This is a genomic window from Streptomyces brasiliensis (genome assembly GCF_014647875.1).
Taxonomy (GTDB): Bacteria; Actinomycetota; Actinomycetes; order Streptomycetales; family Streptomycetaceae; genus Streptomyces; species Streptomyces brasiliensis.
In genome coordinates this window covers 296,945-321,813 of sequence record NZ_BMQA01000008.1, presented here as the reverse complement: position 1 = coordinate 321,813, position 24,869 = coordinate 296,945, and the positions used below count along the sequence as shown (strand labels likewise).

At 71.6% G+C, this 24,869-nt stretch carries 17 protein-coding genes and 2 pseudogenes; 4 read left to right on the top strand and 15 right to left on the bottom strand.

Features of this window, described 5'->3' with window-relative positions; translation table 11 throughout:
* The first annotated feature begins 18 nt into the window (after positions 1 to 18).
* The gene (locus IEZ19_RS15920; protein ID WP_189311841.1) at positions 19 to 1,575 is read left to right on the top strand and encodes a putative glycosyltransferase family protein; all 1,557 of its coding nucleotides are present in this window, start codon (positions 19 to 21) and stop codon (positions 1,573 to 1,575) included.
* A gap of 37 nt (positions 1,576 to 1,612) precedes the next feature.
* On the opposite strand, the gene IEZ19_RS15915 is transcribed toward IEZ19_RS15920, so the two are convergent.
* From IEZ19_RS15915 to IEZ19_RS15900, 4 genes are all read right to left on the bottom strand, one after another.
* Entirely contained in the window at positions 1,613 to 3,286 is a 1,674-nt protein-coding gene (locus tag IEZ19_RS15915; protein ID WP_189311840.1) for a glycosyltransferase family 2 protein, read from the bottom strand.
* Positions 3,283 to 5,478 carry a CDP-glycerol glycerophosphotransferase family protein gene (locus IEZ19_RS15910; protein WP_189311839.1) on the bottom strand — a complete coding sequence of 732 codons (2,196 nt, stop codon included), beginning with the start codon at positions 5,476 to 5,478 and terminating at the stop codon, positions 3,283 to 3,285. Before IEZ19_RS15910 ends, IEZ19_RS15915 begins: the two co-directional genes overlap by 4 nt.
* A gap of 509 nt (positions 5,479 to 5,987) precedes the next feature.
* Positions 5,988 to 6,869: an ABC transporter ATP-binding protein gene (locus IEZ19_RS15905; protein ID WP_189311838.1), complete on the bottom strand. Its 882-nt coding sequence runs from the start codon at positions 6,867 to 6,869 to the stop codon at positions 5,988 to 5,990.
* Positions 6,862 to 7,776 carry an ABC transporter permease gene (locus IEZ19_RS15900; protein WP_189311837.1) on the bottom strand — a complete coding sequence of 305 codons (915 nt, stop codon included), beginning with the start codon at positions 7,774 to 7,776 and terminating at the stop codon, positions 6,862 to 6,864. Before IEZ19_RS15900 ends, IEZ19_RS15905 begins: the two co-directional genes overlap by 8 nt.
* A 324-nt stretch (positions 7,777 to 8,100) precedes the next feature.
* Between IEZ19_RS15900 and IEZ19_RS15895 the strand changes: the two genes are divergently transcribed.
* Positions 8,101 to 8,727, top strand: a complete 627-nt coding sequence (locus IEZ19_RS15895; RefSeq protein ID WP_189311836.1) for a TetR/AcrR family transcriptional regulator — start codon at positions 8,101 to 8,103, stop codon at positions 8,725 to 8,727.
* Here IEZ19_RS15895 and IEZ19_RS15890 read toward each other — a convergent pair.
* The 4 genes and pseudogenes from IEZ19_RS15890 to IEZ19_RS15880 all read right to left on the bottom strand — a co-directional run bounded on the left by IEZ19_RS15890 (position 8,714) and on the right by IEZ19_RS15880 (position 11,535).
* On the bottom strand, positions 8,714 to 9,682 hold the full coding sequence (locus tag IEZ19_RS15890; RefSeq protein WP_189311835.1) for an ADP-ribosylglycohydrolase family protein: 969 nt from the start codon (positions 9,680 to 9,682) through the stop codon (positions 8,714 to 8,716). The genes IEZ19_RS15895 and IEZ19_RS15890 overlap by 14 nt on opposite strands.
* Positions 9,683 to 9,707: 25 nt before the next feature.
* A pseudogene (locus IEZ19_RS54160) lies at positions 9,708 to 9,911 on the bottom strand (UDP-glucose 4-epimerase GalE); the annotation flags it as partial.
* Positions 9,885 to 10,091 (bottom strand): annotated as a pseudogene (locus tag IEZ19_RS54155) (NAD-dependent epimerase/dehydratase family protein); the annotation flags it as partial. The pseudogenes IEZ19_RS54155 and IEZ19_RS54160, both read right to left, overlap by 27 nt.
* Before the next feature lie 139 nt (positions 10,092 to 10,230).
* Positions 10,231 to 11,535: a glycosyltransferase 87 family protein gene (locus IEZ19_RS15880; RefSeq protein ID WP_189311833.1), complete on the bottom strand. Its 1,305-nt coding sequence runs from the start codon at positions 11,533 to 11,535 to the stop codon at positions 10,231 to 10,233.
* Between the two features lie 223 nt (positions 11,536 to 11,758).
* Here IEZ19_RS15880 and IEZ19_RS50695 point away from each other — a divergent pair, with 223 nt between their 5' ends.
* A complete protein-coding gene (locus IEZ19_RS50695) occupies positions 11,759 to 13,399 on the top strand; it encodes a glycosyltransferase family 39 protein (RefSeq protein ID WP_268248636.1) in 1,641 nt (546 codons plus the stop codon).
* On the opposite strand, the gene IEZ19_RS15870 is transcribed toward IEZ19_RS50695, so the two are convergent.
* Positions 13,347 to 13,832: a MarR family winged helix-turn-helix transcriptional regulator gene (locus tag IEZ19_RS15870; RefSeq protein ID WP_189311832.1), complete on the bottom strand. Its 486-nt coding sequence runs from the start codon at positions 13,830 to 13,832 to the stop codon at positions 13,347 to 13,349. The genes IEZ19_RS50695 and IEZ19_RS15870 overlap by 53 nt on opposite strands.
* 129 nt (positions 13,833 to 13,961) lie before the next feature.
* On the opposite strand from IEZ19_RS15870, the gene IEZ19_RS15865 reads away from it, so the two are divergent.
* Positions 13,962 to 14,375, top strand: coding sequence for an organic hydroperoxide resistance protein (locus tag IEZ19_RS15865; RefSeq protein ID WP_189311831.1), 414 nt, complete (start codon positions 13,962 to 13,964; stop codon positions 14,373 to 14,375).
* Here the strand turns inward: IEZ19_RS15865 and IEZ19_RS15860 are convergent.
* The 6 genes from IEZ19_RS15860 to IEZ19_RS15835 all read right to left on the bottom strand — a co-directional run bounded on the left by IEZ19_RS15860 (position 14,365) and on the right by IEZ19_RS15835 (position 24,852).
* Positions 14,365 to 15,642, bottom strand: coding sequence for a hypothetical protein (locus tag IEZ19_RS15860; protein WP_189311830.1), 1,278 nt, complete (start codon positions 15,640 to 15,642; stop codon positions 14,365 to 14,367). The two genes, IEZ19_RS15865 and IEZ19_RS15860, sit on opposite strands and share 11 nt — an antisense overlap.
* Positions 15,639 to 17,852, bottom strand: a complete 2,214-nt coding sequence (locus IEZ19_RS15855; RefSeq protein ID WP_189311829.1) for a bifunctional glycosyltransferase/CDP-glycerol:glycerophosphate glycerophosphotransferase — start codon at positions 17,850 to 17,852, stop codon at positions 15,639 to 15,641. Before IEZ19_RS15855 ends, IEZ19_RS15860 begins: the two co-directional genes overlap by 4 nt.
* 7 nt (positions 17,853 to 17,859) lie before the next feature.
* Entirely contained in the window at positions 17,860 to 20,064 is a 2,205-nt protein-coding gene (locus IEZ19_RS15850; protein ID WP_189311828.1) for a bifunctional glycosyltransferase/CDP-glycerol:glycerophosphate glycerophosphotransferase, read from the bottom strand.
* 125 nt (positions 20,065 to 20,189) lie between these two features.
* Positions 20,190 to 22,454, bottom strand: a complete 2,265-nt coding sequence (locus IEZ19_RS15845; protein WP_189311827.1) for a bifunctional glycosyltransferase/CDP-glycerol:glycerophosphate glycerophosphotransferase — start codon at positions 22,452 to 22,454, stop codon at positions 20,190 to 20,192.
* A gap of 152 nt (positions 22,455 to 22,606) precedes the next feature.
* Positions 22,607 to 23,515, bottom strand: coding sequence for a carbohydrate ABC transporter permease (locus IEZ19_RS15840; RefSeq protein ID WP_189311826.1), 909 nt, complete (start codon positions 23,513 to 23,515; stop codon positions 22,607 to 22,609).
* Positions 23,512 to 24,852, bottom strand: a complete 1,341-nt coding sequence (locus tag IEZ19_RS15835) for a carbohydrate ABC transporter permease (RefSeq protein ID WP_189311825.1) — start codon at positions 24,850 to 24,852, stop codon at positions 23,512 to 23,514. Before IEZ19_RS15835 ends, IEZ19_RS15840 begins: the two co-directional genes overlap by 4 nt.
* Positions 24,853 to 24,869 lie beyond the last annotated feature (17 nt).

Here is a 24,869-nt window from a genome sequence, read left to right as displayed (position 1 = left end):
CCCGGGTGTTCCAGCGGAATGCGCGCCGCGCCGCGTAGTTCCGCGACGACCGTCGGCAGAGTGCTTCCCCCGGCCGCTGCCGCGCTCGTCCTGGTCCTTCTGCTCCTTGTGATCGTCCGCCTTCCCTGGGTGGGCGATCTGGGTATGCACGCGGCGACGATCGAACGCTTGCGGCACAGCCTGCTGCATCCCGGCAACCCGCTGGTCGACGCGGACACCCCGAGCCCGTACTACTCGCCGTGGATGCTGGTCCTGGGCGCCCTCGCCCGCCTCAGCGGTCTTTCGGTGTTTGTCGTGCTGCGCGTCGGCGCGCTCGTCGGGCTCGCGCTGCTGATCACGGGCGTGTGGCGGTACGTCAGGACGCTCGGCCGGCACCCGGCGGCACCGGCGTCGGCGCTGCTGTGCCTGCTCTTCCTGTGGGGTCCGGCAGTGTTCGATTGGAGCGGGTTCCTCGGCCTCAACTCCCTCGCGCTGACGGTCTCGTACCCGAGTGTGTTCGCCCTCGGACTGTCCTTCCATCTCTGGGCATGGCTGTCGGGCGCGTCGCGGGCTGGGGGCGGGTGGGGGGTGTGGCTCGGTCTCGGTGTGCTGTGGGCGGTGATCCTGCTGGTCCACCAGTTCACCGGGCTCGTGGCCTCGTTGGGGGCGCTCGCGACGGTGCTCGCCGTCAGGCCGGGCCGGACGGTGCTGCTGCGGCTCGTGGCCGGGCTGGTGGTCGGCACCGCGGTGCTGTGGGTCTGGCCGTACTACGACTTTTTCTCACTTTTCTCCGCCGGAGCGGAACTCGAGGCCATCCACCGGCCGTTGTACGAGCGACTGGCCGGACGCTTCGGGCTGGTGCTGCTCGGAGTGGTCGCGTTGGGCCTGCGGTGGCGGCGGGACCGGTGGGATCCGCTGGTGCTGTTCTTCGCCCTCGGGGTGGTCGTGTTCGCGGCGGGCGGGGTGAGCGGGCACTACTCCTGGGGCCGGGTGCTGCCGGCGGCGCTGATCCCGGCACAACTCGCGGCCGCGCTCGAGGTCTTCGCCGGCGGGCGGCGGGCGGTTCGGATCGGGTGGGCCGGTGTGCTGGGTGTCGTTCTGGTCGTCGGTGCCTGGGCGCAGGTGGGGACCGTTGGATATGTGGTGGGGAAGGGGGCGTTGCCTTCGGCGGTGGCGGAGAAGTACCGGGAGCCCTGGACGGGGTACGGGTGGATCACGCCGTGGGTGAAGTACGGGGATGTCGTCATGGTGCGGACGAGGCCCGCTCGGCAGATTCCGGCGTACGGGGCGTACACGGTGGCGCCCGGATACCCGGATGTGTTCCTGCCGGACGCGAGGCAACGGGAGGCGGCCGTCCGGGAGTACTTCGCGGCGGGGACCTCCGGACAGGCGCGGCAGAGGATCGCACGGGAGTACGGGGTGCGGTGGGTGGTGGACCGCGCGGATGCGCTGCGGGGTGCGACGCCGGGCGGCGAGACGTCGGGCAATGTGGCGTCGGGCGGCGAGAGGTCGGGCGGTACGGCCTCGGCCGGTGCGGGGCTGCGGGTGGTGGCCCGGGGGCCGGGCGGGCAGGCGCTGTACCGGGTCGTGCGGTGACGGGACGTGCTGTGACGCGACACGCCCTTGCGTGCCCTTACTTCAGCACGCTCGCGACCAGCCTCACGGCCCTGCGTAGCTTCGGGCGGGCGACCCGTCGGGCGAGAGAGCGTACGGCCCGGGCCGTCATGCTCGCCGGACGCCAGCGGATCTGGAGGCGGCCGGGGGAGCGGCCCTCGGGTTCGACGGTGACGTGGTGGGCTGCGGCGCCGGAGTGGTGATCGATGCGAGTGGTGAGCGTGGGGAAGGAGAGAGGTGCCAGCAGCAGACCGGTGTGGGACATGCCTTGCTGCTCGATGCGGAGCAGCGGGTGGCGGGTGCCTTCGAAGCCGTGGACGGGGAGCGGTGCCGTCGCCAGGTCCAGGCGGGCCTCGCCCTCGAAGACGCCGGGGCGGACCGGGGTGAGCCGGAAGGGGACCGTGAGGCGGTGCCGGCCGGGGGCCAGGACGAGTGCGGCGTGCTGGGGGCCGACGGGGAGGCGCAGACCGGGGTCGTAGGTGCGGATCTTCAGATCGAGGGCGGCGCCCCGGCCCGGCGTCAGGTCCGTGATCTCGTGGCGGAAGTGGGCGCTCGGGAAGGGGCGGGTGTCCAGTTCCAGGTCCGTGACGTCCAGTTCACGGCGGGCCCATGCCGACTCCGGGACGCTGTCGCCCCAGTAGGCCACGCCGTCCGCCGGGTCCGTCGTCACCCGCATCGGTGCCACCCCGTGACCCAGGCCGCGCGCCGCGAGCCGTGCCTCGGGGAGCCGGTGGTCACGGACGAGTTGGAGGACCACCCGTTCCGGGCGGGGGAGTCGGGCGTAGGCGCCCGGGGCGAGTGTCGCCAGGTAGGGGTTCATGATGTCGGCGAAGGAGGTCAACCAGTGAGCACCGCGGTACGGCAGGTCCCCGGCGTACATCCGGAAGTCGTGCTTGAGGAACTTGTAGTCCTTGTCCTCGCGCAGCGCCGCGTGCCCGCTCGTGACGAGGAAGTCGTCGATAAGGCGCTGCACATGGACGCGGTCGTGGACGTTCGTGAGCTTGTGCCGCTGGTTCGATATCGACGCGGCGTCGGCCGTCGCGCTCGGCGCTATGTACCAGACGTACACCGGGTCCGGGATGATGGTGAACGCCCTGGCCAGGCAGTACGCCTGCGCAGAGAACAGCTGGTCCTCGTAGTGGATGCCCTCGGGGAAGCGCAGGCCGTGTCGGTCGAGGAACGCCTTCGCGTACATCTTGCTCGTCGACAGGTGCTCGAAGAGCAGGCGCGGATCGTCCTCGATGCCGTTCAGTGTGCGGCGCTCGGCCACCAGGTGGGGCATCCACGTCGAGCGACGGCCGCTGTCCACGCGTATCCGGCGCACCGCGCCCATCGTGAAGTCGACCGCTCGCTCGCGGTGGGCGGCCAGCAGCAACTCGACGGCGCGCGGGGGGAGTTCGTCGTCGCTGTCCAGAAACATCAGATACGGCGCCCGGGCGGTCTCCAGGGCCCGGTTGCGCGGGGCGCTGCAGCCGCCGCTGTTCTCCGGCAGCCGCAGATAGCGTATGCGTGCGTCCTGGGCCATCAACTCGCCTGCGATGTCCGGCGTTTCATCGGTCGAGTGGTCGTCGCTGATGACGATCTCGATGTCGGCGTGCGTCTGCCGGCGCAGGGAGGCGACCGCGCGGGGGAGGCGGGCCGCGTCGTTGTAGGTGATCACCGTCACCGTGACGTCGGGGGTCGGGGTGGTCATGCCGTTGCCTCCTCCGGGCTCGGTGCCGGTGTGCGGTCCTCGACGGGGATCACCGGGGGCAACGCGGTCTCCCTCTCGCCCAGGAACACCCGGCGTACGACCCGTTCGGCGGCGCGTCCGTCGTCGTACTCGCAGAACCGGCGCCGGAACGCGGCCCGCGCCTTGGCCGCGCCCTCGTCCCGCCAGGCGCCCGTCGTGAAGATCTCCGCCAACTCGTCCTGGGTGCGGGCCACCTGGCCCGGCGCCTCGGCCATCAGATCGAAGTAGACGCCGCGGGTCGTCGCGTACGTCTCCCAGTCGTCGGCGTAGATGACGATCGGGCGGTCGAGGTTGGCGTAGTCGAACATGATCGATGAGTAGTCCGTCACCAACGCGTCGGCTGCGAGGGCCAGTTCCTCGACGGGGTCGTACGAGGAGACGTCGATGATCCGGCCCGTGCGGCGCAGGCCGGTCAGCGAGGACGCCGAGCCGCCGTAGAAGTAATGGGTGCGGACCAGGAGGACGGTGTTCTCGCCGAGGCGGTCGGCGAGGGCGGCGAGGTCGAGGCGCGGGGTCCACCCGGCCTCGTAGTCGCGGTGGGTGGGGGCGTACAGGAGCGCGGTGCGGCCCTGGGCGATGCCGAGGCGGTCGCGGATCGCGTGGACGTCGGCGGCGGTCGCCGTGTAGAAGACGTCGTTGCGTGGATAGCCGTGGTCGAGGGAGGTGTACCGGGAAGGGTAGGCGCGCTCCCACATGCGGGTGGTGTGGCTGTTGGCGGAGACGCTGTAGTCCCACTTGTCGATCCGGGTCAGCAGCGCGGCGAAGTTCATGCCCTGGGCCGCGGTGGGGTGGTCCATCTGGTCCAGGCCCATGCGTTTGAGGGGCGTGCCGTGGTGGGTCTGGAGGTGGATCGCGTCGGGCCGTTTGACCACGGCGTTGGGGAAGTTGACATTGTTGATGAGGTACTTGGCCGTGGCCAGCACCTCCCAGTAGCGGCGAGTGCCGGGGACTACGTGGTCCGTGCCGAGCGGGAGGAGTGGTGCGTTGCGCTGTTTCACCACCCACACCGGGTGGATGTGCGGGGCGAGTTCGGCCAGTTTCGCGGCGATCGCGGCCGGGTTGCAGGCGACCCCGCGGTCCCAGTAGGCAGAGAAGACGGCCAGGTCGGGGTCGACGGGGCGGCGCAGTGCCCGGTGGTACTGGTGCTCGCGGAGCTTCGTGCCCAGCTTGCTTCTGCGGGTCCGCAGCGCCGATCTGGCCGCCCTGCGGGTGCGGTTGGCGGCCTGGAAGGCGCGGTACTTGGTGTACGCGCCCTCCTCGAGGAGGCCGCGGCGGACGCCTTCGAGTCCGGCCGGGCGGCGGTGGTCCGCGGGGCGCCAGCGGACCGCGGCCAGGGAGGAGCGGCGGAAGAACTCCCGGGCCACCCGGTCGGGCATGTCCTCGCGGGCGAAGACGCGCAGCAGGTCGCGGACCATGACGTCGTACAGGACCGCACGAGCGGCCGGGCGGTGCTTGGCGAGGGAGAGGAGGGCGTCGTAGCGGGCGACGAGGGCGTAGCGCTGCTCGGCAGTGACCTGCGGGAGGCTCTGCGGGCGCAACCTGCGCTCCTCGTACGCGACTTGGTTGAGGCAGGCCACGTGGTGCGCGTGCAGCAGGGTGGCGTAGGCGGCGTACGGCTCGTCGTTGGTGGTGAACGCCTCCTCGTGTGCGCGCCAGAAGGCGGTGCGCAGGGCTCGGTTGCCGAGGAGCGGGGTGAGGCGGAGCAGGTGGGCGGCGTCGTCGAGGGCGGCTTCGGCGCGGCCGGCTCGGGCCAGGATGCCGCCGTCCGGGGAGCGGATGCCGGACGTCTTCCAGGTGGCGGCGACATGGTCGAACAGCAGGACGTCCACGGTGTCCGGCAGGTCCGCGACCCGCTCGGCGACCATGCGGACGGCGCCGGCGGGGAGGCCGTCCTTGGCGTGGACGAAGTGCAGCCAGCGGCCGGACGCCCGCGCGACGCCGGCCGCCCGCGCCGCCGCGGCGTCGGTGCTCTCCGGCAGGGGCACCACCACCGTCTCCGGGGCGTGCCCCTCGGCCACCTCCCGCGCCCAGTCACCGACGGCGACGACGATCACCTCGGCGTCGGGCAGCGGACGGGCGTCCAGGGAGTCGAGCAGTTCGGTCAAGTGGCCCTGGGTGTTCGCCCCGTGGACGACGACGCTGAGCTCGGACATCACGGGGACTCCTTCGCCTCGTCGTCACTTCACCGCCGCTGGGCCGGACCATTCAGGCCATAGTGGCATCAATCGGAGGGAAGGGGAGGGTGGGGTTGCGCCGGTCGTGGGGTGCGGCGGGAGGGGGAGGCCGGGGGCTGTCGCGGCGGATCGGGGCGTCGACCGGGCCTCGACCGGTCGCTGCGCGGACCGGTCGAGTGGGGCGGGCGGGGCCTGGCCGTCGGGGCCGGCCGGGACACCTGGCCGCCGGTCGCGGGGTGCGTCGGGTTGCTGCTCGGGCGTGGTTGCCAGGCCTGAGTGGGTCGGCCGCCGGGAGGTCGGGCCGGACGGAGGGGCCGGTCGAGCCCTGTCGCAGGGCCCTGTCGGACCGCTTTCGCAAGGGCCGGTCGAGTCGTCCGCCGGTTCTCGGCCGGACCGGTTGCCCGGCTCGGCCGAACCGGTCGGCAGACCTTGCCGGGCTGTTGGTCAGCTGCTGTCGGGCCGCTCGTCAGCGCCTGGCGAGCCGTTGGTCAGGAAGACGGCAGTGCGACCTTCGTGTCCTCCGGGTCCGGGCGGCCCTGTTGGGGCGGTTTGGGGGCTGCCTTCGGCTTGGGGGACCTGTCGCCCGTGAACGCCTCGTACTCCTTCAGGACGTCCTCCGTCGGGCCGTCCATGCGCAGCTCGCCGCGTTCCAGCCACAGGACCCGGTCGCAGGTGTCGCGGATCGACTTGTTGCTGTGACTGACCAGGAACACCGTGCCGGCCTCCTTGCGCAGCTCCCGGATCCGGGCCTCGGAGCGCTTCTGGAAGGAGCGGTCGCCCGTCGCCAGGGCCTCGTCGATCAGCAGGACGTCGTGGTCCTTGGCGGCGGCGATGGAGAAGCGCAGCCGGGCCGCCATGCCGGAGGAGTAGGTGCGCATCGGGAGGGTGATGAAGTCGCCCTTCTCGTTGATGCCGGAGAAGTCGACGATCTCGTCGTAGCGCGCCTTGACCTGTTCCCGGGACATGCCCATGGCGAGGCCGCCGAGGTAGACGTTGCGCTCGCCGGTGAGGTCGTTCATCAGGGCCGCGTTGACGCCGAGCAGGGAGGGCTGGCCGTGGGTGTAGATGTGGCCGCTCTCCACCGGGAGCAGACCGGCGACCGCCTTCAGCAGGGTCGACTTGCCGGAGCCGTTGGAGCCGATCAGCCCGATCGCCTCGCCCTTGTACGCGATGAAGGAGACCTTCTTGACCGCGTGCACCTTGCGCACGCCCGCCGCCTTCTCGGCCTGCTTGCGGCGCAGGATGCGGTTGAGTGCGGCGGTGGCGGTGCCGCGGCCGGCGCCGGTGCCGTTGACCCGGTAGACGATGTCGACGCTGTCGACGATGACGGTGGGGATCGCGTCGTTCGCGGAGTTGGTGGTGTCAGCCACGGCCGTACGTCTCCTCAGCCTTCCAGAAGTAGATGAACCCGCCGACCCCGGCGATCAAGGCCCAGCCCGTGGCCGCCGCCCACACGTGCGGGGGCAGCTGGTGGGCGTGGAAGCTGTCGATCAGGGCGTACCGCATGAGGTCGATGTAGACGGCCGGAGGGTTGAGCTTCAGCATCACGATCACGGGGTGCGGCAGGTCGTGCTGCCTGGTGAGCCTGTCGATGCTCCACATGACGCCGGAGAGGTACATCCAGGTGCGCAGCAGGAACGGCATGAGCTGCGAGATGTCCGGGGTCTTGGCTCCCACCCGCGCCAAGATCATGGAGACGCCGGCGTTGAACGTGAACTGCAGCACCAGTGCCGGCACCACCAGCAGCCAGGAGAAGGCGATCGGCACGCCGAAGCAGAGCAGGATCACCACCAGCGCGGCCATCGAGAACAGCAGCTGCTGGAGCTGCTGCAGCGCGAACGAGATGGGCAGCGCGGCCCGCGGGAAGTGCAGGGCGCGGACGAGGCCTTGGTTGCCGGAGATCGCCCGGGTGCCCGACATGATCGAGCTCTGGGTGAAGGTCCAGATGAACACGCCCGTGACCAGGAACGGGATGTAGTCGGGCACGTCGCGCTTGCTGTCGAGCAGCACACCGAAGATCAAGTAGTAGACCGCCGCGTTGAGCAGCGGGGTCATGACCTGCCACACCTGGCCGAGCTTCGCCTGGCTGTACTGCGAGGTGAGCTTGGCGGTGGAGAACGCGACGATGAAGTGACGCCGTGCCCACAGCTGCCGGACGTACTCGGGCAGGGAGGGGCGGGCGCCGCTGACCGCGAGCCCGTGCCGTGCGGCGAGCGTCGCGAGGTCGTCGTCGACCGTGGCCTGTCTCGGGGGCGGTGTGTGGAGGACCTGGCTCACATCCGCTGCTTTCGCTCGGGGGAGTGGGGGTGCGTGCGTTCCGGTCGCCAGCTCCGTCCCCCCGTGTTTCCTTACGCTTCTCTTCACGTTTTCTTACGTCGGGACGGGACCGTATCGTCGCAACGGGAGCGTAGGCCGAATGGGCGTCGGAACGCAACCGTTTCGTCGTAACGGACTCGACGCGGGGACGAAACCGTTTCGTTGTGGCCGGCGGCGGGCAGACGGGGCGGGGATGACGCGACCGTTGCGTCGCGGAGGTGGATCGCCCGACGCGGCCGGCGTCAGGACGCAACCGTTTCGTCGCAACGCCCTATGCTGGACCGCATGACGACGAACGCCGAGGAGCCCCAGACGCGTCCGCGCCGACGGACCCCTGCCGGGGCCGCCGTACTGCGGGAGGACGTGACCGAGGCGATCCGCGCCGCCGTCTTCGAGGAGCTGGCGTCCGTCGGGTACGCCCGGATGTCCATCGAGGGCATCGCTCGCCGCGCGGGCGTCGGCAAGACCGCCGTCTACCGCCGCTGGCGCTCCAAGCTGCACCTGGTCCTCGACGTGGTCTCGGCGGTCGCGGTCATGGGCCTGCCCGCTCCGGACACCGGTTCCCTGGAGGGCGACCTGCGACTGCTCTACGAGGTGACGTCCCGCGCCCTGCGCCATCCCGTCGCCTCGCAGATCATCCCCGACCTCCAGGCCGAGGCGGCCCGCAACCCCGAGATCGCCGAGGCCATGCAGAAGGCCCTGCGCGACGGCCAGGAGGGCGTCGCCAGCAAGATCATCGCGGCCGCCGAACGCCGCGGCGAGATCCGCTCGGGCCTCGACGACGACCTGGCCCTCGACATCATCTCCGGCCCCCTCTACTGGCGCTCGGTCGTCATCCGCGGCCCCAAGCTCCGCAAGGGCTACCTGGAGCAACTGACCCACGCGACGGCAGAGGCGCTCAAGGCCCTGTAGCCGCGGGTCGTCCGGCCAGCCGTACGGCGAGTTCCGCAAGGTCCGCCGCCCGCAGCACCCGGTCGCCGTACCCCGGCAGCGGCACGTGCAGCGGCCCTGTCCACCGCTCGGGTACGGCACCGATCCCGTGCACGGCACCGGCCAGCCCGCCCGTGACGGCCGCCACCGTGTCCGTGTCGCCGCCGAGGTCGAGGGCCGCGCGTACCGCCTCCTCGTACGTCGATGTCGTCCGCAGCGCCCACACGGCGGAGCCGAGACAGGGCCAGACCGCGCCGTTGAACTCTGTGGCCAGATCCGGATGCCAGTCGGGCGCGAGGACGACGGAGTAGCGCTCCCGGTGGTCCGGATGGACCGCCCGCAGCGCGTCGGCTACGGCCGCGAGCGGATCGCCGCCGTCGAGGGCGACCCGGACCAGCTCGTGGAAGACGGCGGTCCCCTCCCAGGCCGCCTGGTCCCCGTGGGTGAGGGCGGCGAGGCGCCGGGCGGCGTCCATGGTCCCGTCCCGTCCGAGGCAGGCGAAGCGTACGGCGGAGGGTGCGGCCCGCATCAACGCCCCGTTCCCGGCGGCGCGTTGACTGTGCCGGAAGTGGAGCGCCGCAGCCGTGTCCCAGGGTTCGCCGCTCGCGAGCACCGCCTCCGTCTGCAGCCCGATGTCCTTCGGGCCGGCCGCTGCCCAGCGCCGGAACCGGCGGAAGACGTCCGACGGCTCCAGCCCGTCGTGCTCCAGCAACGACTCGGCGACCAGTACGGCCATCTGCGTGTCGTCCGTGGCCTCGCCCGGGTCCCACCCGCCGCCCCCGCACATCTCCCCGCCCCGCCCGGGCCGGGGGAACCGGGCGGAGAAGGCACCCTCGGGACCGAACTCGAAGGGCGCGCCCAGGGCGTCGCCGACGGCGGAGCCGACGACGGCGCCGACGGCGCGCTCGATACGTGGAGGGCGGCGCGGATCGGTCATCCGGGCAGCGTAGGGGGCCGCCGGGTCAGGACCGTGCCGCCTCCGGGTGCCGACGCAGCCAGCCCGCCCAGGCCGAGGTGATCATGTCCTCGAGGTCGTGTCGGGCCTTCCAGCCGAGTTCGGTGGCGATGCGGTCGGCCGAGGCGACCACGCGGGCCGGGTCGCCGGGGCGGCGCGGGGTGGCCGTCGGCGCGCGGTCGTATCCGGTGATCGCGTTGATGCGGTCGATCGGAGCCACCCGGTCGCCGTCCAGCGTGGAGCCCACCACCAGGGGCACCCCGTCGGGCACGCGCTCGGCGATGCCGGTGGACAGGTCGTCGTACACCACCGCCCGCTCGTCCGCCTTGGTCATCGCCCGTACGACGTGCGCCCCGATGTAGCCGGCGCCGCCGGTGATCAGCCAGGACATCTGCGGTCGTTCCCTCGTCAGGCGGCCTGTGATGCGAGCGCGGTGCGTCGCGGCCGGTCCGCGGTCACCCTACTGAAGCAGGAGCGGGACGCCGTACCCACGGTCGCGGTCCCCCGGCAGGCGGTCGGCAGGAGGTGGTTCAGGAGGTGCTCAGTGCTCGGTCCGCGAGGAGAGCGGAGCCGGTCCGGGTTTCGGTGACAGGCGGGGCCTGGGCGGGCGTGGGGCGGGTGGAGCGCCACAGCCGGGTGAGGGACATCACGGCGGCGGAGGCGAGCAGGCCGTTGCGCAGGAGCATCAGCAGGGAGCCCGGCCAGGTGCAGTGCACGACCTCGCCGTACAGCGTCGGGTAGACGACGGCGCTGATCGCGGTGGCCGCGAGGACCAGCGCGGCGACCGGCCGCTGGGCCGTGTGCCGGGAGGTCAGACATACGGCGGCCAGACCGAGCAGCCAGATCATGTACTGCGGACTGACCACCCGGCTGGTGACGGTGAACAGCAGCACGGCGCACAGGGCGGCGTCGTACGGCGTCGCCTCGGTCCAGCGCGGGGCGCTGCGCCGGGTCTTCGAGTTCGCTGGAGCGGGGAGGAGGTGACCCCAGCGCCACAGCAGCAGGAGCGCGAAGGCGACCGCCGTGAGGACGAGGGAGACGGTCGCGACCGCGGAGACGTACGGGCCGGTGAACTCCATGGCGCCGTACTGGTACCGCACCGACCCCCGCCACCCCCCGTGCCGCGCCAGGCTGAGAGCCGTGCCGCCCAGGGATTCGATCTGGACGCCCCGGCTCCCCTGCTGCCGCAGAAACGCCAGGGGATTGTTGAACAACCCTGCGAAGAGTGCGAGGCATGCGGAGCCTGTCACCGCGGCCCACGTCCACGCCGACCGCGTGTCCCGCCCTCGCGGCGTGCCCAGCAGCACCAGCGCGGGCCACGCCTTCACCAGCGCGCCCAGGGCCGCGAACGTCCCGCACGCGCGCGTGGAGCGCGACAGCGTCAGCAGGGAGACGACGGAGAGGGCGGTGACCTCCACGTCGTAGCGGGCGAGCGGGATGTGCAGCAACAGCGGCAGCCCGCCGGTCCACAGGGCTGCCCCGAGCAGGCTGCGTCCGGGACGCGTGCCGGCGCGCACCAGCACCGCCGCGATCAGCGCGTCGGTGGCGAGGGTGAGGGCGACGAACCCCTGGAAATACGTCAGGCCCGGCAGCAGGCCCGGCGCCAGCAGCACAGCGCCCGCGCCCGGCGGGTACTGCCACAGCGTGTCGTGCGCCGGGAAGGCGCCGTGGGACAAATGGCCGTACCAGTGGAAGTACAGCCGCCACACCTCGCGCGCCACCGCACCCCGGCCGAGCAGCGGCGCGGTGTTGTGGGCGAGCAGCCACAGCATCAGGGCGCGGGTGGCCAGCCAGGCGGCGGTCAGGGACGCGATGGGGAGCTGACGGCGGTTCATCACCAGGGAGGGTAAGCCACCCGGATGGTGTATTGGCGCTGATACGCCGTCAATACACGCCAAAGGTTGGCTAATCGCAAAAGATCGGGTCGTGGTGAACATCGGGCCCCTGCGTGACAGGCCTCCGAGGCGAGTGCGGAACAGGCCACCGGAACGCGCTCGGAGCAGAGTGGCGGGGCAGGACCGGAGCGGGGCGCCGGGACGAGGGCGTCGAGCCGTGGCCGTGACCGTTCCCGCGGGTGTGATGCTCGCGGTCGGGCTGTGGGGCGTCGACCGTGGCGGGATGTGGCGCGACGAGGCCGTCACCTTTCAGGTCGCGCGGCGCACGGTGCCGCAGATCTGGCGGCTGCTGCACGGCGTGGACGCGGTGCACGGCCTCTACTACCTGTTCATGCACGCCGTCCTCGCCGTCCGGCCGGGCGAGGTGCCGCTGCGGCTCCCCTCGGTGTGCGCCGCGGCGGCCACGGCGGGGCTGGTCGCCGCGCTCGGCACGCGGCTGGGCCGGCCGCGGGTGGGGCTGTGGGCGGGACTGTTGTACGCCGTCACGCCGATGGTCGGTCACTATGCGCAGGAGGGACGGTCGTACGCCCTCGTCGCGGCGGGTGCGGCGGGGGCGACGCTGTTGCTCGTACGGGCGGTGGGCTCCGCTTCGGGGGGTGCCGGGCGGTCCTGGTGGGCGTACGGCGTTGTCCTCGGTGTCACCTGTCTGCTGCACGAGTTGGCGGTCCTGTTGCTGCTCGCCCATGCGGTGACGCTCGGCCTCGCGCGCGTGGGCCGACGGGTGTGGCGGGGGTGGGCGTGTGCGGCCGGGGTCGTGGTCGTGGTGCTGCTGCCGATGGTTGCCGTGTCGCGGGCGCAGTCGGCGCAGCTCGCGTGGGTGCGGGAGCCGGACATGGAGAGCGCGCAGGAATTGCTGCGGGCGTTCGTGGGGCCTGCTTCGGGGGTGTACTGGACCTGCCTCGTGCTGGCGGGGATGGGGCTGTCCAGGGTGGTGGGGCGGCGGGCCGGGGAGCTGACGTGTGCGGGGGTGGGCGCGCCGCTGGCTGTGGTGCCGCCGGTGATGTTGATGCTCATGTCGCAGGTCGCGCCGCTCTATGTGGACCGCTATGTGCTGTACGCGCTCGCGGGGGCGCCGTTGGTGGTGGCCGCGGGGGCTGATCGGGTCGCGGGGGTGGTTGGGCGCCTGCGGCCCGTTGGCCGTCGCGTGCCCACCCTCCCCCACCCTCGTCTTCGCTCGAGCGGGGAGACCCCCCTCGCCCCGCGAGACGACAGCCCGCACGACGACGGCACGTCGATCGCTCAACCGCCGCCGAAGTCACCCCACTTCACCTCACCCCTCGTGACCCTCACCGGCGCTCTGGCCATCGCCTGCGCCTTCGTTCACCAGCTCCCCCTCCTCCGTGAGGACCGCTCCCCCGACCACCGCCCCGACAACCTCGCCGCCGTCTCCACCGTCGCCGCGCGTGAACTCCGGCCGGGCGACCCGGTGTTGTTCCTGCCGTCCCACACGCGGGCCACGGCGTTGGCGTATCCGGGGGCCTTTCGCGGGACGCGGGACGTGGCGCTGGCCGTGACCGCCCCGGCGTCCGGGACGCTCTATGGCACCGAGGTGGACGCCGATGTGCTGCGGCGCAGGCTCGCCGGGATCGATCGGGTGTGGGTGGTCGCCGCGCGGTATCTGCTGGACGGAGCCGAGCCCCGCAGACCCGCCGACCGGCTCAAACTCGCCGTTCTGAACGAGCGGTTCGCGCTCAGCGAGCGGTTCGTGCGGGACCGGGTGGAACTGCGGCTGTACGTCCGCCGGACGCTCGCTACGGACAGCCCGGTGCTTCCTGCAGGGCCGCCGCGTCCAGCGCCGCGGTGAGGGCGTCGAGGCGTTCACGCAGCTCGCCGATCTCGTGTGGGTCGAAGCCGGTCGCGGCGGCGATCCGGCGCGGCACCTCCAGCGCACGCTCGCGCAGCGCCGCGCCCTCCTCGGTCAGCCGTACCTCCACGGACCGCTCGTCGCGCGTGCTGCGCTCCCGTCGCACCAGGCCGGCCGCCTCCAGACGCTTGACCAGCGGCGAGAGCGTGCCGGAGTCGAGGCGCAGATGCTCGCCCAGCTTCTTGACCGGCAGATCGCCCTGCTCCCAGAGCACGAGCATCACCAGGTACTGCGGATAGGTGAGGCCGAGGTCCTTGAGCAGCACGCGGTAGAGGCCGTTGAAGGCGCGGGACGCGGCGTGCAGGGAGAAGCAGATCTGGTGGTCCAGGCGGAGCCAGTCCGCCTCGGCGGCGGGGGCGGGTGTGGCGGTCATGCGTCAAGGATAGCTCTTGTGGGTCATTGAGTTGTGCACAACTTAATTGTGTGCTCTACTTGTGGTCGTGAGGGCGGCCGGACCGGAGCCGCCGGACCACGAACGTTGATTTCGAGAGGGATGGTTTTCATGGACGCGCTCTACACCGCAGTCGCCACCGCCACTCACGGCCGCGAGGGTCGCGCCGTCTCCTCCGACGGCAGGATCGACCTGAAGCTGGCCCCGCCGGTGGAGCTGGGCGGCAACGGCGAGGGCACCAACCCCGAGCAGCTCTTCGCCGCCGGGTACGCCGCCTGTTTCGGCAGCGCCCTGGGCGTGGTCAGCAGTCAGGCGAAGGTCGACCTCACCGACGCCGCGGTGACCGCCGAGGTCGGCATCGGCAAGCAGGGCGAGGGCTTCGGCCTGAAGGTGGCCCTGCGCGTGGAGCTGCCCGACACGGTGGACCAGGAGACGGGTCGCAAGCTGGTCGAGCAGGCCCACCAGGTCTGCCCCTACTCCAACGCCACCCGTGGGAACATCGAGGTCGCTCTCGTCATCGAGTGACCCGGACGTCCCGCCGCTCGCCGTGTCCCTGCGCGGGCAGTGCCAGTCCGCGCAGGGACACCGGTTCCAGCAGCAGCGGCAGGCCGACCACCGGAAGCACCCATGCCAGCACGATCAGCCGCTCGCCCCAGATGTTGATGTCGGGGTGTCCGGCCTGGGTGAGGATGCCGGTGAACGCGGCCGCCAGCAGGAACGTCCCGAACGCCGGCCGCCGCAGCGCGCCCCAGGCCCCCGCGGCCAGTGCCACCGCGAACAGCGGGTCCCGCAGTTGCCGTCGCGCCCACTCCAGCCAGAAGTTGCCCTCCAGATGGAGGAGTTCGGCCCACGGGTGGGCGCGGTCGGGGCGGGAGAAGTGGCCGGTGAGCAGGTCCTGGAGGCTCTCGGTCTCGGACGGGTAGTGCAGCAGCCGCGCCAGCAGCACCGTGCCCAGCGCCGCGCAGCAGCCCGCGGCCGTGACCGCCACGACCCCGCGCCCACGAACCCGCCCGCGCCGTCGGCGTCGTACCGCGACCGCCGTGCCCGCGGCGGCAACGCACAGCCCGAGGAACAGCGACTGCGAATGCTTGACCGTGAACAGGGCGAGCAACGCGCCACCGACCAGTGCCGTCCCGGGGCGTGGGCGGCCGGTCAGGGACAGCGCGCAGCCCCATACCGCCGTCAGGGTCAGCGCCAGCATCAGGCCTTCGGTCATCGGGCGCATGGCGGTCGTGCCGCACGGCAGGACGTAGTACAGCGCCTGGCCGGTCAGGGCGAGCGGCGCGGAGACCGACAGGGTGCGCAGGATCAGGAACACGAGGATGCCGCCCGCCACCGCGACGGCCACGCTCGCCAGCCACACGCCCCACGTCACACCGAGGACCGTGACGAAGGGCAGCAGGAACGCCGGATAGCCGGGCCGTACCTCGAAGATCCGCATAAAGCGCGCGGGCATGAACGGGACGGTGTGGCCGGTGGTCTGCCCGGCCGCCATGCGCCGCTCCACCACGCCCCATTCGGAGGTGCGGCACCGCTGCAGGACCCGCCGGGTGGGGTCGGCGCCGTGGAAGTCGTTCACGTTGACGCTCTGGTTGCGGCGGGCGATCGACGCGTCGCCCGAGCAGGCCCAGTCGATGGTGGCGGCGGCCGCCTCGCGCTTGCTCGCGCCGCCCAGGCTCAGCGCGTACGACACGTAGTTCTTGGAGTCCGGGGTGTCCCGGCCGGTCACGTTGGCGAGCTGGAGCAGCGCGAACACCACGGCCAGGAGCAGCACCCAGGTGCGCGGCCTCACGCCGACGCCACCAGGTCGGGCCCGGCGACCGGCTCGGCGGTCGGCTCCGGCACCGTCTCGCCCAGCAGCAGGGTCCGTACGACCCGCTCGGCGGCCCGTCCGTCGTCGAACGTGCAGAAGCGCCTCCGGAACACGGCCCGCCGCGCCGCCGACTCCTCGTCGCGCCACGACCCGGAGGCGAACAGCCACGCCAACTCCCGGTGGGTACACGACACATGGCCCGGTGCCTCGGCCGTGATGTCGAAGTAGGTGCCCCGGCTCGCGGTGTACGTCGCCCAGTCGTCGGCGTGGACGACGATCGGCCGGTCCAGGTTGGCGTAGTCGAACATCAGGGCCGAGTAGTCGGTGACCAGCACGTCGGAGGCGAGCATCACCTCCTCGACGTGCGGCTCGTCCGTCGCGTCCACCAGCACTCCGCGCCGGTCCAGTTCGGTGAGTCCGAGGCCGCGCGCGGGTCCGGTCGCGAGGATGGGGTGCAGCCGGACGACGAGCGTGTGGCCCGCACCCAGGTCCGCGGCGAACCGGGCCAGGTCCACGCGGTCCGCATGGCCGCCGCGGCGGTAGTCGCGGCGGGTCGGCGCGTACAGCACGACCGTGTGGTCCTCCGGGATCCCGTGCCGGAGCCGGAAGGACGCGCCCGCGTCCTCGGGCGGGTCGACCAGTACGTCGTTGCGTGGGCTGCCGGTGCGCAGCGAGGTGAAGTGGCAGGGGTAGGCCCGCTCCCACACCAGCTCGGAGTGGAGGTTGGCGACCAGGCTGTAGTCCCAGCGGTCGGCTCGTCGCAGCATCTGTGGCACGTCCAGGCCGTACCGGGCGCCGGGCTTGTCCACGAGGTCGGCGCCCTTGTACTTGAGCGGGGTGCCCTGGTGCGTCTGGATGTGCACACTGCCGGGGCGCTTCGTCAGCATGCCGGGCCAGTTGACGTTGTTGACGAAGTACGTCGCCCGCGCCATGACCTCCAGACAGCGCGGGGTGTCGGGCAGCACGTGCTCGACGTCGTCCGGCAGCAGTCCCGCCTCCGCCGCCTCCTCCGGGTCCCGGACCACCCACACGCCCCGGATGTGCGGGGCCAGTTCGCGCGCCGTGCGATGGATCGCCGCCGGGTCGCCGAGCACGCCTCGGTGCGAGCACGCCGAGTAGACGGCGAGGTCCGGGTCCGGTCGACGGCGGGCGTAGAGCCGGGAGCGGCAGCGCCGTACGCGGCCGGCCGCCGTCCCGCGCATCTGCTGGGTCCGCCGCTCGGCCTCCCGGCCCGCCCGCGCGGCCTGCCGCTTGACCTGGTACATCGCATACGAGCCGGTCAGCAGCGCGACCTCGCCGTCCATCTGGGCGTCCTCGGGCCGGTGCCTGTGGAACATCTCGGCCGTACGCCGGAAGAACTCGCCCTTGTCGGACGGCGGCAGCCGGTCGGGCTTGGAGAGGATGTCGAGACAGTGCTCGCCCATCTTGCGGTGCAGATACGGCCGCCAGGTCCACAGCTGCGGATGCTCGTCGACGAACGCGAAGACCCGCTCGTACTGCTCGTGGATGTCGAAGTGCTTGCGGCTGGTGGTGGACAGGATGTTGCCCTGGCGGCGCTGGCGGTAGTTCAGGCAGATCCGGTCGAGGGCGACGATGCGCCGGGCGCTGAGCATGACCGGGAACGTCCAGGGCGTGTCCTCGTAGTAGCCGGGCGGGAAGCGGAAGCCGTTCAGCTCCACGAACTCACGGCTGTAGACCTTGTTCCACACCACCATCAACAGATCGAGGATCTGCGGGTGTTCGGCGGCCGTGAAGGTGCCCTCGCCGGCCTCGGCCAGTACGTGCGCGAGAACGTTGCGTCGCGTCCCGCCCCACCAGTAGGCGCGGGCGTAGTCGAAGACCAGCACGTCGGGGTCGCCGGACTCGTCGAGCCGGTCCGCGACGGCCTGGAGCGCGTCCGGGGTGAGGGTGTCGTCGCTGTCGAGGAAGAAGAGGTAGTCGCCGGTGGCGTGCGGCAGCCCGGCGTTGCGCGCTCGGCCGAGGCCCACGTTCTCCGGCAGGTGCAGCACCGTCACGCGCGGGTCGCGCTCGGCGTACTCGTCGAGGATCGCGCCGCAGCCGTCCGGGGAGCGGTCGTCCACGGCGATCAGCTCGATGTCGTGGAAGGACTGCTCCAGGACCGAGTCGAGGCACTCACGCAGGAAGCCCTGCACCTTGAAACAGGGGACGATGACAGTGAAGCGGGGCACGGCTCGGTCAGCTCCTCACGAGGGTCGCGGCAGGGGCGGGGGCGGGGACGCGCTCGGCGAGCGGGAGCACGGGAGGGATCGCCTCCGGCGGCTCGCCGAGCAGCACCCGCCGTACGACGCGCTCGGCGGCCCGTCCGTCGTCGAACTCGCAGAATCGTTCGCGGAAGGCGGCCCGCAGTGCCCTGGACCCGGGGCCCGCGTACGAGCCGTCGCGGAAGACGCGTGCCAGCTCCTCGGGCGTGTGCGCCACCGGCCCCGGGGGCGCGGCCATGAGGTCGAAATAGACGCCTCGCGTCTCCCGGTAGACCTCCCAGTCGTCGGCGTACACGACGATCGGCCGGTCCAGGTTGGCGTAGTCGAACATGATCGACGAGTAGTCCGTGACCAGCGCGTCCGCGGCCAGGCACACGTCCTCGGCGGAGCGGTGCGCGGTGACGTCGATGATCTTGCCGGGCCTCTGGGAGCGGCCCTGGTCGTAGAAGTAGTGGGCGCGCAGCAGGACCACCACGTCCTCGCCGGCCGCCTCGCAGAAGGCCTCCAGGTCGAGACCGGTCTCGAAGCCGGTGTGGTGGTCGCGGTGGGTGGGGGCGTACAGGACGGCCCTACTGCCCTCGGGGATGCCCAGCTCCTTGCGGACGCGGGCCACGTCGTCGGCGGTCGCCGTGGAGTAGACGTCGTTGCGCGGATAGCCGTACTCCAGCGCCTCGTACCGGGCGGGGAAGGCGCGCTCCCACATCTGGGTGGAGTGGCGGTTGGCGGAGAGGTTGAAGTCCCAGCGGTCGACGCGGCCCAGCAGCTTGGTGAAGCTGCCGGTCCGGGCGGCCACGACAGGGTAGGTCGACTGGTCCACGCCCATCGTCTTCAGCGGGGTTCCGTGCTGGGTCTGTACGTGCACGCTGCCGGGCCGCCTGACCACGCCCTCCGCGAAGTTGGCGTTGTTGATCAGATAGGTGGCGCGGGCCAGTACCTCCCAGTAGCGGCGGCTGCCGATCACCGCGTACTCGACGTCGTCCGGCATGGCGTGCGCCTGCTCGGCCTCGACCAGGAACACCGAGCGGATGTGCGGGGCGAGTTCGCGGGCCTTCGCATGGATCGCGGCCGGGTTGCAGGCGTAGCCGCGGCCCCAATAGGCGCAGTACACGGCCAGGTCGGGGTCGAGCGGGCGGCGCAGCTCACGCCGGTAGTACAGGCGGGTGCGCAGCATGCGCGGGCCCTGCAGGCGCTCCGCCACCTTGGCCGCCGTCCGGTTGGCGCCCCGCAGCGCGCGGAACGCCGTGTACGAGCCCGCGGCCAGCAGCAGGTGCTGCACGCCTACTCGGCCGCTCGGTACCGGGTACCCGTTCGGCCGGTGCCGCCGGTAGAGACGGCTCGCGCGGCGGAAGAAGGACCGGTGCCCGGACGGCAGCCGCTCGGGCCGCGAGGCCGTCTTCAGCACGACGGCGAAGAGCTGCTCGAACAGTGCACGCGACCGCTCGACGGTGACGCCCTGCTCGGCGGCCCGGGTCAGCACCCGGGCCACCTGGTCGAGGAGTTCGTGGTGGTGCGCGCCCGGCAGGTTCAGCCTGCTGCCCTGCCGCCGCAACCGGTGCCGTACCAGCACCGAGCGCAGGACGGCGATCCGCTCGGCGGCGATCGTGGTCAGTCCGCTCCAGCCGATGTCCGTGAAGTTGCCGTCGGGGAAGGCCAGTTCGTGGTCGGTGACGAAGGAGCGGCGGTAGGCGGCGCTCCATGCCGGGAACGGCACGCCGGTGAGCGCGGGGGCCCGCGAGGGGGTGAACGCCTCGTCCGGCGTCTTGGCCAGCAGCGGGGCGACGGGGTTGGTGGACTCGCCCTCCCACCAGGGCAGCCGCTCGTGCTCGAAGTACAGGACGTCCGGGTCCCCGGTGTCCGCGAGTCGTGCGTCGAGCGCCGCGAGGGCCCCGGGCAGGAGAACGTCGTCGCCGTCGAGGAACAGCAGATACGTGCCGCCCGCCGCCCGCATCCCCGTGTTGCGCGCCCCGCTCAGACCGGTGGACGGCGGTGAGCAGACCGGGACCACCCGCGAGTCCCGCTCGGCGTGACCGGCGGCGACCAGTGCCGCCGGTGAGCCGGCCGCGTCGCAGACGGGGATCAGCTCCAGGTCGCCGAAGGACTGCGCCAGGACCGAGTCCAGCGCCTGGGACAGCCGGCCCGCGACCCCATGGGACGGGACGATGATGCTGAAGCGAGGCATTCTGCTCTTTCTCACGTGGTACGGGCGCGACCGGGCCGGCCGGCCGGCCGCCACGTGGACGGCCTGCTCGGCGTGGGCCGCGAGGAGCTGGAGGGCATCGGGACTCCTGGTAGGACAAACGGCGTTCAGCGGGTCTCGGTGACGGGCAGAGGTCCGGAAGGTTGCGAAACAGTGGCCAGAGGGGAGCGTGCGAGTGCCGACGCGACCGAGGGAACCGGGTGCCGTTCGGCGAGCGGGGTGATCACCGGCCGCCCCGCCGGCTCGCCCAGCACGACATGCCGTACGACCCGTTCGGCGGCGCGTCCGTCGTCGTACGGGCAGAACCGCTCCCGGAACGCCGCCCGCAGCTGGGCCGAGCGGGAGCCGCGCCAGTGGCCGGTCGCGAAGATGTCGATCAGCTCGTCCTCGCTGCGTGCCACCGCGCCGGGCGGACACGAGCGCAGGTCGAAATAGGTGCCACGGGCCGCCTCGTAGGCCTCGCGGTCCTCGATGTGGACGACGATCGGGCGGTCGAGATTGGCGTAGTCGAACATGATCGACGAGTAGTCCGTGACCAGCACGTCCGAGGCGAGGCACAGGGACTCCACGCTCGGATGTCCGCTGACGTCGATGACGCGGGCGCTCTCCGCGCCGCGCGTCAGTCGCCCGTCGTGCCAGTAGTGCGCGCGGGCGAGGACCACGAAGCGCGGGCCGAGGCGGCGCAGGACCCGGTCCAGGTCGAGGACGGGGCGCTGGGTGCGGTGGTGGTCGCGATGAGTGGGGGCGTAGAGGATCGCCACCGAACCCTCCGGGACGCCCAGCTGCTCCCGCAGCCGGATCACGTCCGCCGAGGTGGCGCGCTGGAAGACGTCGTTGCGCGGGTAACCGTACTCCAGCGTCGTGTAGCCGCCGGGGTACACCCGCTCCCAGGTCAGGGTGGTGTGGCGGTTGGCGGACAGCACGTAGTCCCACTTGTCGACGCCCCGCAGCAGCTCCGCGAAGTCCATGCCGCGGGCCGCCGCCGGGCGCTCCTGGAGGTCGAGGCCCATGTGCTTGAGGGGGGTGCCGTGCTGGGTCTGCACAAAGACCTGACCGGGGCGCTTGCGCAGCCGGCGGTCGAAGTTGACGTTGTTGACCAGGTACTTGGAGCGGGCCAGCGCCGTCCAGTAGGCGGCCGTGCCGGGGCGCAGCCGGGCCGGGCCCGGCGGGACCGTGTAGTGCGGGTGCGCGATCCACGCCGTGCGGATGTGGGGGGCGTACGTGCGGAACGCGGCCTCCAGCGCACCAGGGTTGCAGCCGTGGCCGCGGCCCCAGTAGGCGGCGAAGACGGCACGGTCGGCGCGCAGGGGGAGGCGCAGCTGGATGCGGTAGTGCAGCTGGAGGCCGGCCGCCCTCAGGGCGCGCGCGAGCCCGGCTGCGGCCTTGGCGGTACGACCACTCGCGGCGCGGGCCAGTAGCAGCGTGCGGTAGGTGCGGTGCAGACCGTGCCGGACCAGGGTGTGCCGCAGGCGGGAGCGCAGGGGGACGGCGGCGCCCGGGGTGCGGTGGCGGCGGCAGTGGGCACGCGCCTGGCGCAGGAACGCTGCGCGGCTGCCGCGCGGCAGCCGGTCGCGCTTGGTGAACACCGTCGAGAAGTGGTCGATCATGCGGCGGAACAGCACCGGCCGCCATTCGGCCAGTTCGGGGCGTGCGTCGACGTACGCGAAGACCCGGTCGTACTGCTTGAAGATGTCGAAGTGCTTCCGGCTGGTGGTGCCGAGGATGCTGCCTCGGCGGCGCTGCCGGTAGTGCACGCACACCCGGTCGAGGGTCGCGATGGTCCCGGCCGCCATCAGGACCGGGTACGTCCAGGGCGTGTCCTCGTAGTAGCCGGGCGGGAAGGTGAACTCCTCGCGCTCCACGAACTCCCGGCGGTACGCCTTGTTCCAGGCCACCATCAGCACCCGCAGCAGCTCCGGGCGGCCCGCGAGCCGGAAGGGGGCCGGGCCCTGCTGCGTGAGCCGGGACCCGGATTCGTCGCGCACCACCTCACCGGTCCAGTAGGTGCGCGCGTGGTCGTAGACCAGGACCTCCGGATCACCCGTCTCCTTGATGCGGTCGGCGACGGCCTGCAGCGCGCCCGGGGTGAGGGTGTCGTCGCTGTCCAGGAAGACCAGGTAGTCGCCCTCGGCGTGCGCCATGCCCGCGTTGCGTGCGCGGCCCAGTCCCTGGTTCTCGGGCAGGTGCACGGCCCGCACGCGCGAGTCGCGGGCCGCGTACTCGTCGATGATCTCCCCGCTCGCGTCCGGTGAGCAGTCGTCCACGGCGATCAGTTCGAGATCGGGATACGACTGCGAGAGCACCGAGTCCAGGCACTCGTGCAGATACGCCTGGACCTTGTACGCGGGGACAATGACACTGAACCTGGGCAAGGGACATCCATGGGTCGGTCGGCGGGCGTCATGCCCGGGAACGGCCGATGGAGTGATGTGGTTACGCTTCCTACGGCATACGGGGGACGCCGGGTGAACGCCGAAGGGCGGTCCCGGGACGGGCCGCCCTCCGAAATGTGTCCCTTTTGTTGCTACTTGACCGCACCGGCCATCACGCCCGACACGAACTGCCGCTGGAATGCGAAGAACACGGCCAGCGGGATCACCATCGAGATGAACGCGCCGGGTGCCAGCACGTCGATGTTGTTGCCGAACTGGCGCACCTGCGTCTGCAGCGCCACCGTGATCGGCTGGGTGCCCGACTTGGTGAACACCAGCGCCACCAGCATGTCGTTCCACACCCACAGGAACTGGAAGATGCCCAGGCTCGCGATCGCGGGGCCGCCCAGTGGCATCACCACCCGGGTGAACAGCCGCAGTTCACCCGCCCCGTCCAGACGGGCCGCCTCCAGCAGCTCGCGCGGGATCTCCGCGAAGAAGTTCCGCAGCAGGAACACCGCGAACGGCAGGCCGAAGCCCACGTGGAACAGGATCACCCCGAAGATCGTCCCGAACAGGCCGATGTTGCCGAACAGTTCGGCGATCGGGATCAGCGCGACCTGCACGGGCACGACCAGCAGGCTCACCACCGCGAGGAACCACCAGTCGCGACCCGGGAACTCCATCCACGCGAACGCGTAGCCCGCGAGGGAGCCGATGACGACCACCAGGACCGTCGCCGGGACCGTGATCAACACGGTGTTCACCAGGGAGTTGGTGATGTCGCTGTTCTCGAGGAGCTTCTGGTAGCTGTCGAAGGTGAGTTGGGACGGCTGGGCGAACACCTTCCACCAGCCGCCGGCGCTCATGTCCTCGGGCGCACGCAGCGAGGAGATGAACAGGCCGATGGTCGGTACCAGCCAGAACAGGCCGACGACGAGCAGGAAGGCGCGGACCAGTCCGCCGCTCAGCTTCTCCGCGATCCGCGCGCTCAGCGACTGCTTCGCCTTCACGGTCTCCACGGGCGCCACCTTGCCGATGCTTCCGGCGTGCGTCGTCATCGCCGCCCCTCCCGCCTGAGCCGACGGATGTTGAAGGCCATCACCGGGATCACCAGGAGCAGCAGGAACACCGCGATCGCGCTCGCGATGCCGGGCTGGCTCTCCGCGAAGCCCTTGCGGTACAGCTCCAGGGCCAGCACGTTCGCGTCGTCCTGCGAGGAGCCGGGCGCGATGATGAAGACCAGGTCGAACACCTTCAGCACGTTGATCATCAGCGTGACGGTGACGACCGCGAGGACCGGGGCCAGCAGCGGCACCGTCACCTTGCGGAACACCTGCCACTCGTTCGCTCCGTCGACCCGCGCGGCTTCCAGCAGTTCACGCGGCACACCCGCGAGCCCGGCCGCGATCAGCACCATCGCGAACCCCGCCCACATCCAGACGTACGACCCGATGATGGCCGGTGTGACCAGCGAGGGGCCGAGCCAGTCGACGCCGTTGTACGGCTCCTTGAAGTTGCTCGCCGGGAGCCGGAGTTGAGCCCCGTCCGCTGAGCCGGGCAGCGTGAAGGTGCCGTCGGCGGCCGCCTTCGTCGAGGCCACCACCTTGCCGTCCTTGACCGCCTCGATCTTCATGCCCGCGTAGCCGAGTTCGGACGGGTCCGGGGCGCCGAGCCTGCCGACGCCCTTGCCGCGCGTGAAGTCCTGCCAGGTGGTGCCGGTGATCTTCCCGGGGTCGGCCTTCGCCGCCGCGGCCGGCTTCGCGCCGTCCGGCATCTGGTCCGGGGCGACGCCCACCAGGGGCAGGGTCACCGGCTGCCCGCTGCGGACCGGCGCCGACGTGATGAAACCGCCCGAGTCCGGCTTCAGCGGCGACTCACGGCCCGGGTGCGCCTTCGGGAACGCGGACGACTGCGCGAACGTGTCGTGCACGCCCACCCACACGGCGTTCGCGACGCCCTTGTCCGGATCCTGGTCGTAGACGAGCCGGAAGATGATGCCGGCCGCCAGCATCGAGATCGCCATCGGCATGAAGACGACCAGCTTGAACGCCGTTCCCCAGCGCACTCGTTCGGTCAGCACCGCGAAGATCAGACCGAGGGCCGTGGAGACCGTCGGCGCGAACACCACCCAGATGATGTTGTTCTTCAGGGCCGTGCGGATGCCGTCGTCGGTGAACAGCGCCTTGTAGTTGTCGACTCCGGAGAAGCCGTCGCCCGAGGCGTTGCAGAAGCTGCGGACGATCGAGTACCCGATCGGGTAGACCACGAGCGCGCCGAGCAGCACCAGGGCCGGCAGCAGGAACAGCGCTGCCACGGTCTTGCGGGTGCCGGTCACGCTCTTGCGCGTGCGGGGCGCGGCGGGTGTGGGTGCGCCCGCCGCCGAGGCCGACGTCATCGCCGGACCGCCCCTCG

Excerpts from the sequence above, each read along its gene's own strand:
- IEZ19_RS15870 (WP_189311832.1), bottom strand. The coding sequence starts at position 13,832 with ATGACCGCCACACCCGCCCCCGCCGCCGAGGCGGACTGGCTCCGCCTG.
- IEZ19_RS15915 (WP_189311840.1), bottom strand. The coding sequence starts at position 3,286 with ATGACCACCCCGACCCCCGACGTCACGGTGACGGTGATCACCTACAAC.
- IEZ19_RS15910 (WP_189311839.1), bottom strand. The coding sequence starts at position 5,478 with ATGTCCGAGCTCAGCGTCGTCGTCCACGGGGCGAACACCCAGGGCCAC.
- IEZ19_RS15835 (WP_189311825.1), bottom strand. The coding sequence starts at position 24,852 with ATGACGTCGGCCTCGGCGGCGGGCGCACCCACACCCGCCGCGCCCCGC.
- IEZ19_RS15880 (WP_189311833.1), bottom strand. The coding sequence starts at position 11,535 with ATGAACCGCCGTCAGCTCCCCATCGCGTCCCTGACCGCCGCCTGGCTG.
- IEZ19_RS15920 (WP_189311841.1), top strand. The coding sequence starts at position 19 with ATGCGCGCCGCGCCGCGTAGTTCCGCGACGACCGTCGGCAGAGTGCTT.
- IEZ19_RS15895 (WP_189311836.1), top strand. The coding sequence starts at position 8,101 with ATGACGACGAACGCCGAGGAGCCCCAGACGCGTCCGCGCCGACGGACC.
- IEZ19_RS15840 (WP_189311826.1), bottom strand. The coding sequence starts at position 23,515 with ATGACGACGCACGCCGGAAGCATCGGCAAGGTGGCGCCCGTGGAGACC.
- IEZ19_RS15890 (WP_189311835.1), bottom strand. The coding sequence starts at position 9,682 with ATGACCGATCCGCGCCGCCCTCCACGTATCGAGCGCGCCGTCGGCGCC.
- IEZ19_RS15850 (WP_189311828.1), bottom strand. The coding sequence starts at position 20,064 with ATGCCTCGCTTCAGCATCATCGTCCCGTCCCATGGGGTCGCGGGCCGG.
- IEZ19_RS15865 (WP_189311831.1), top strand. The coding sequence starts at position 13,962 with ATGGACGCGCTCTACACCGCAGTCGCCACCGCCACTCACGGCCGCGAG.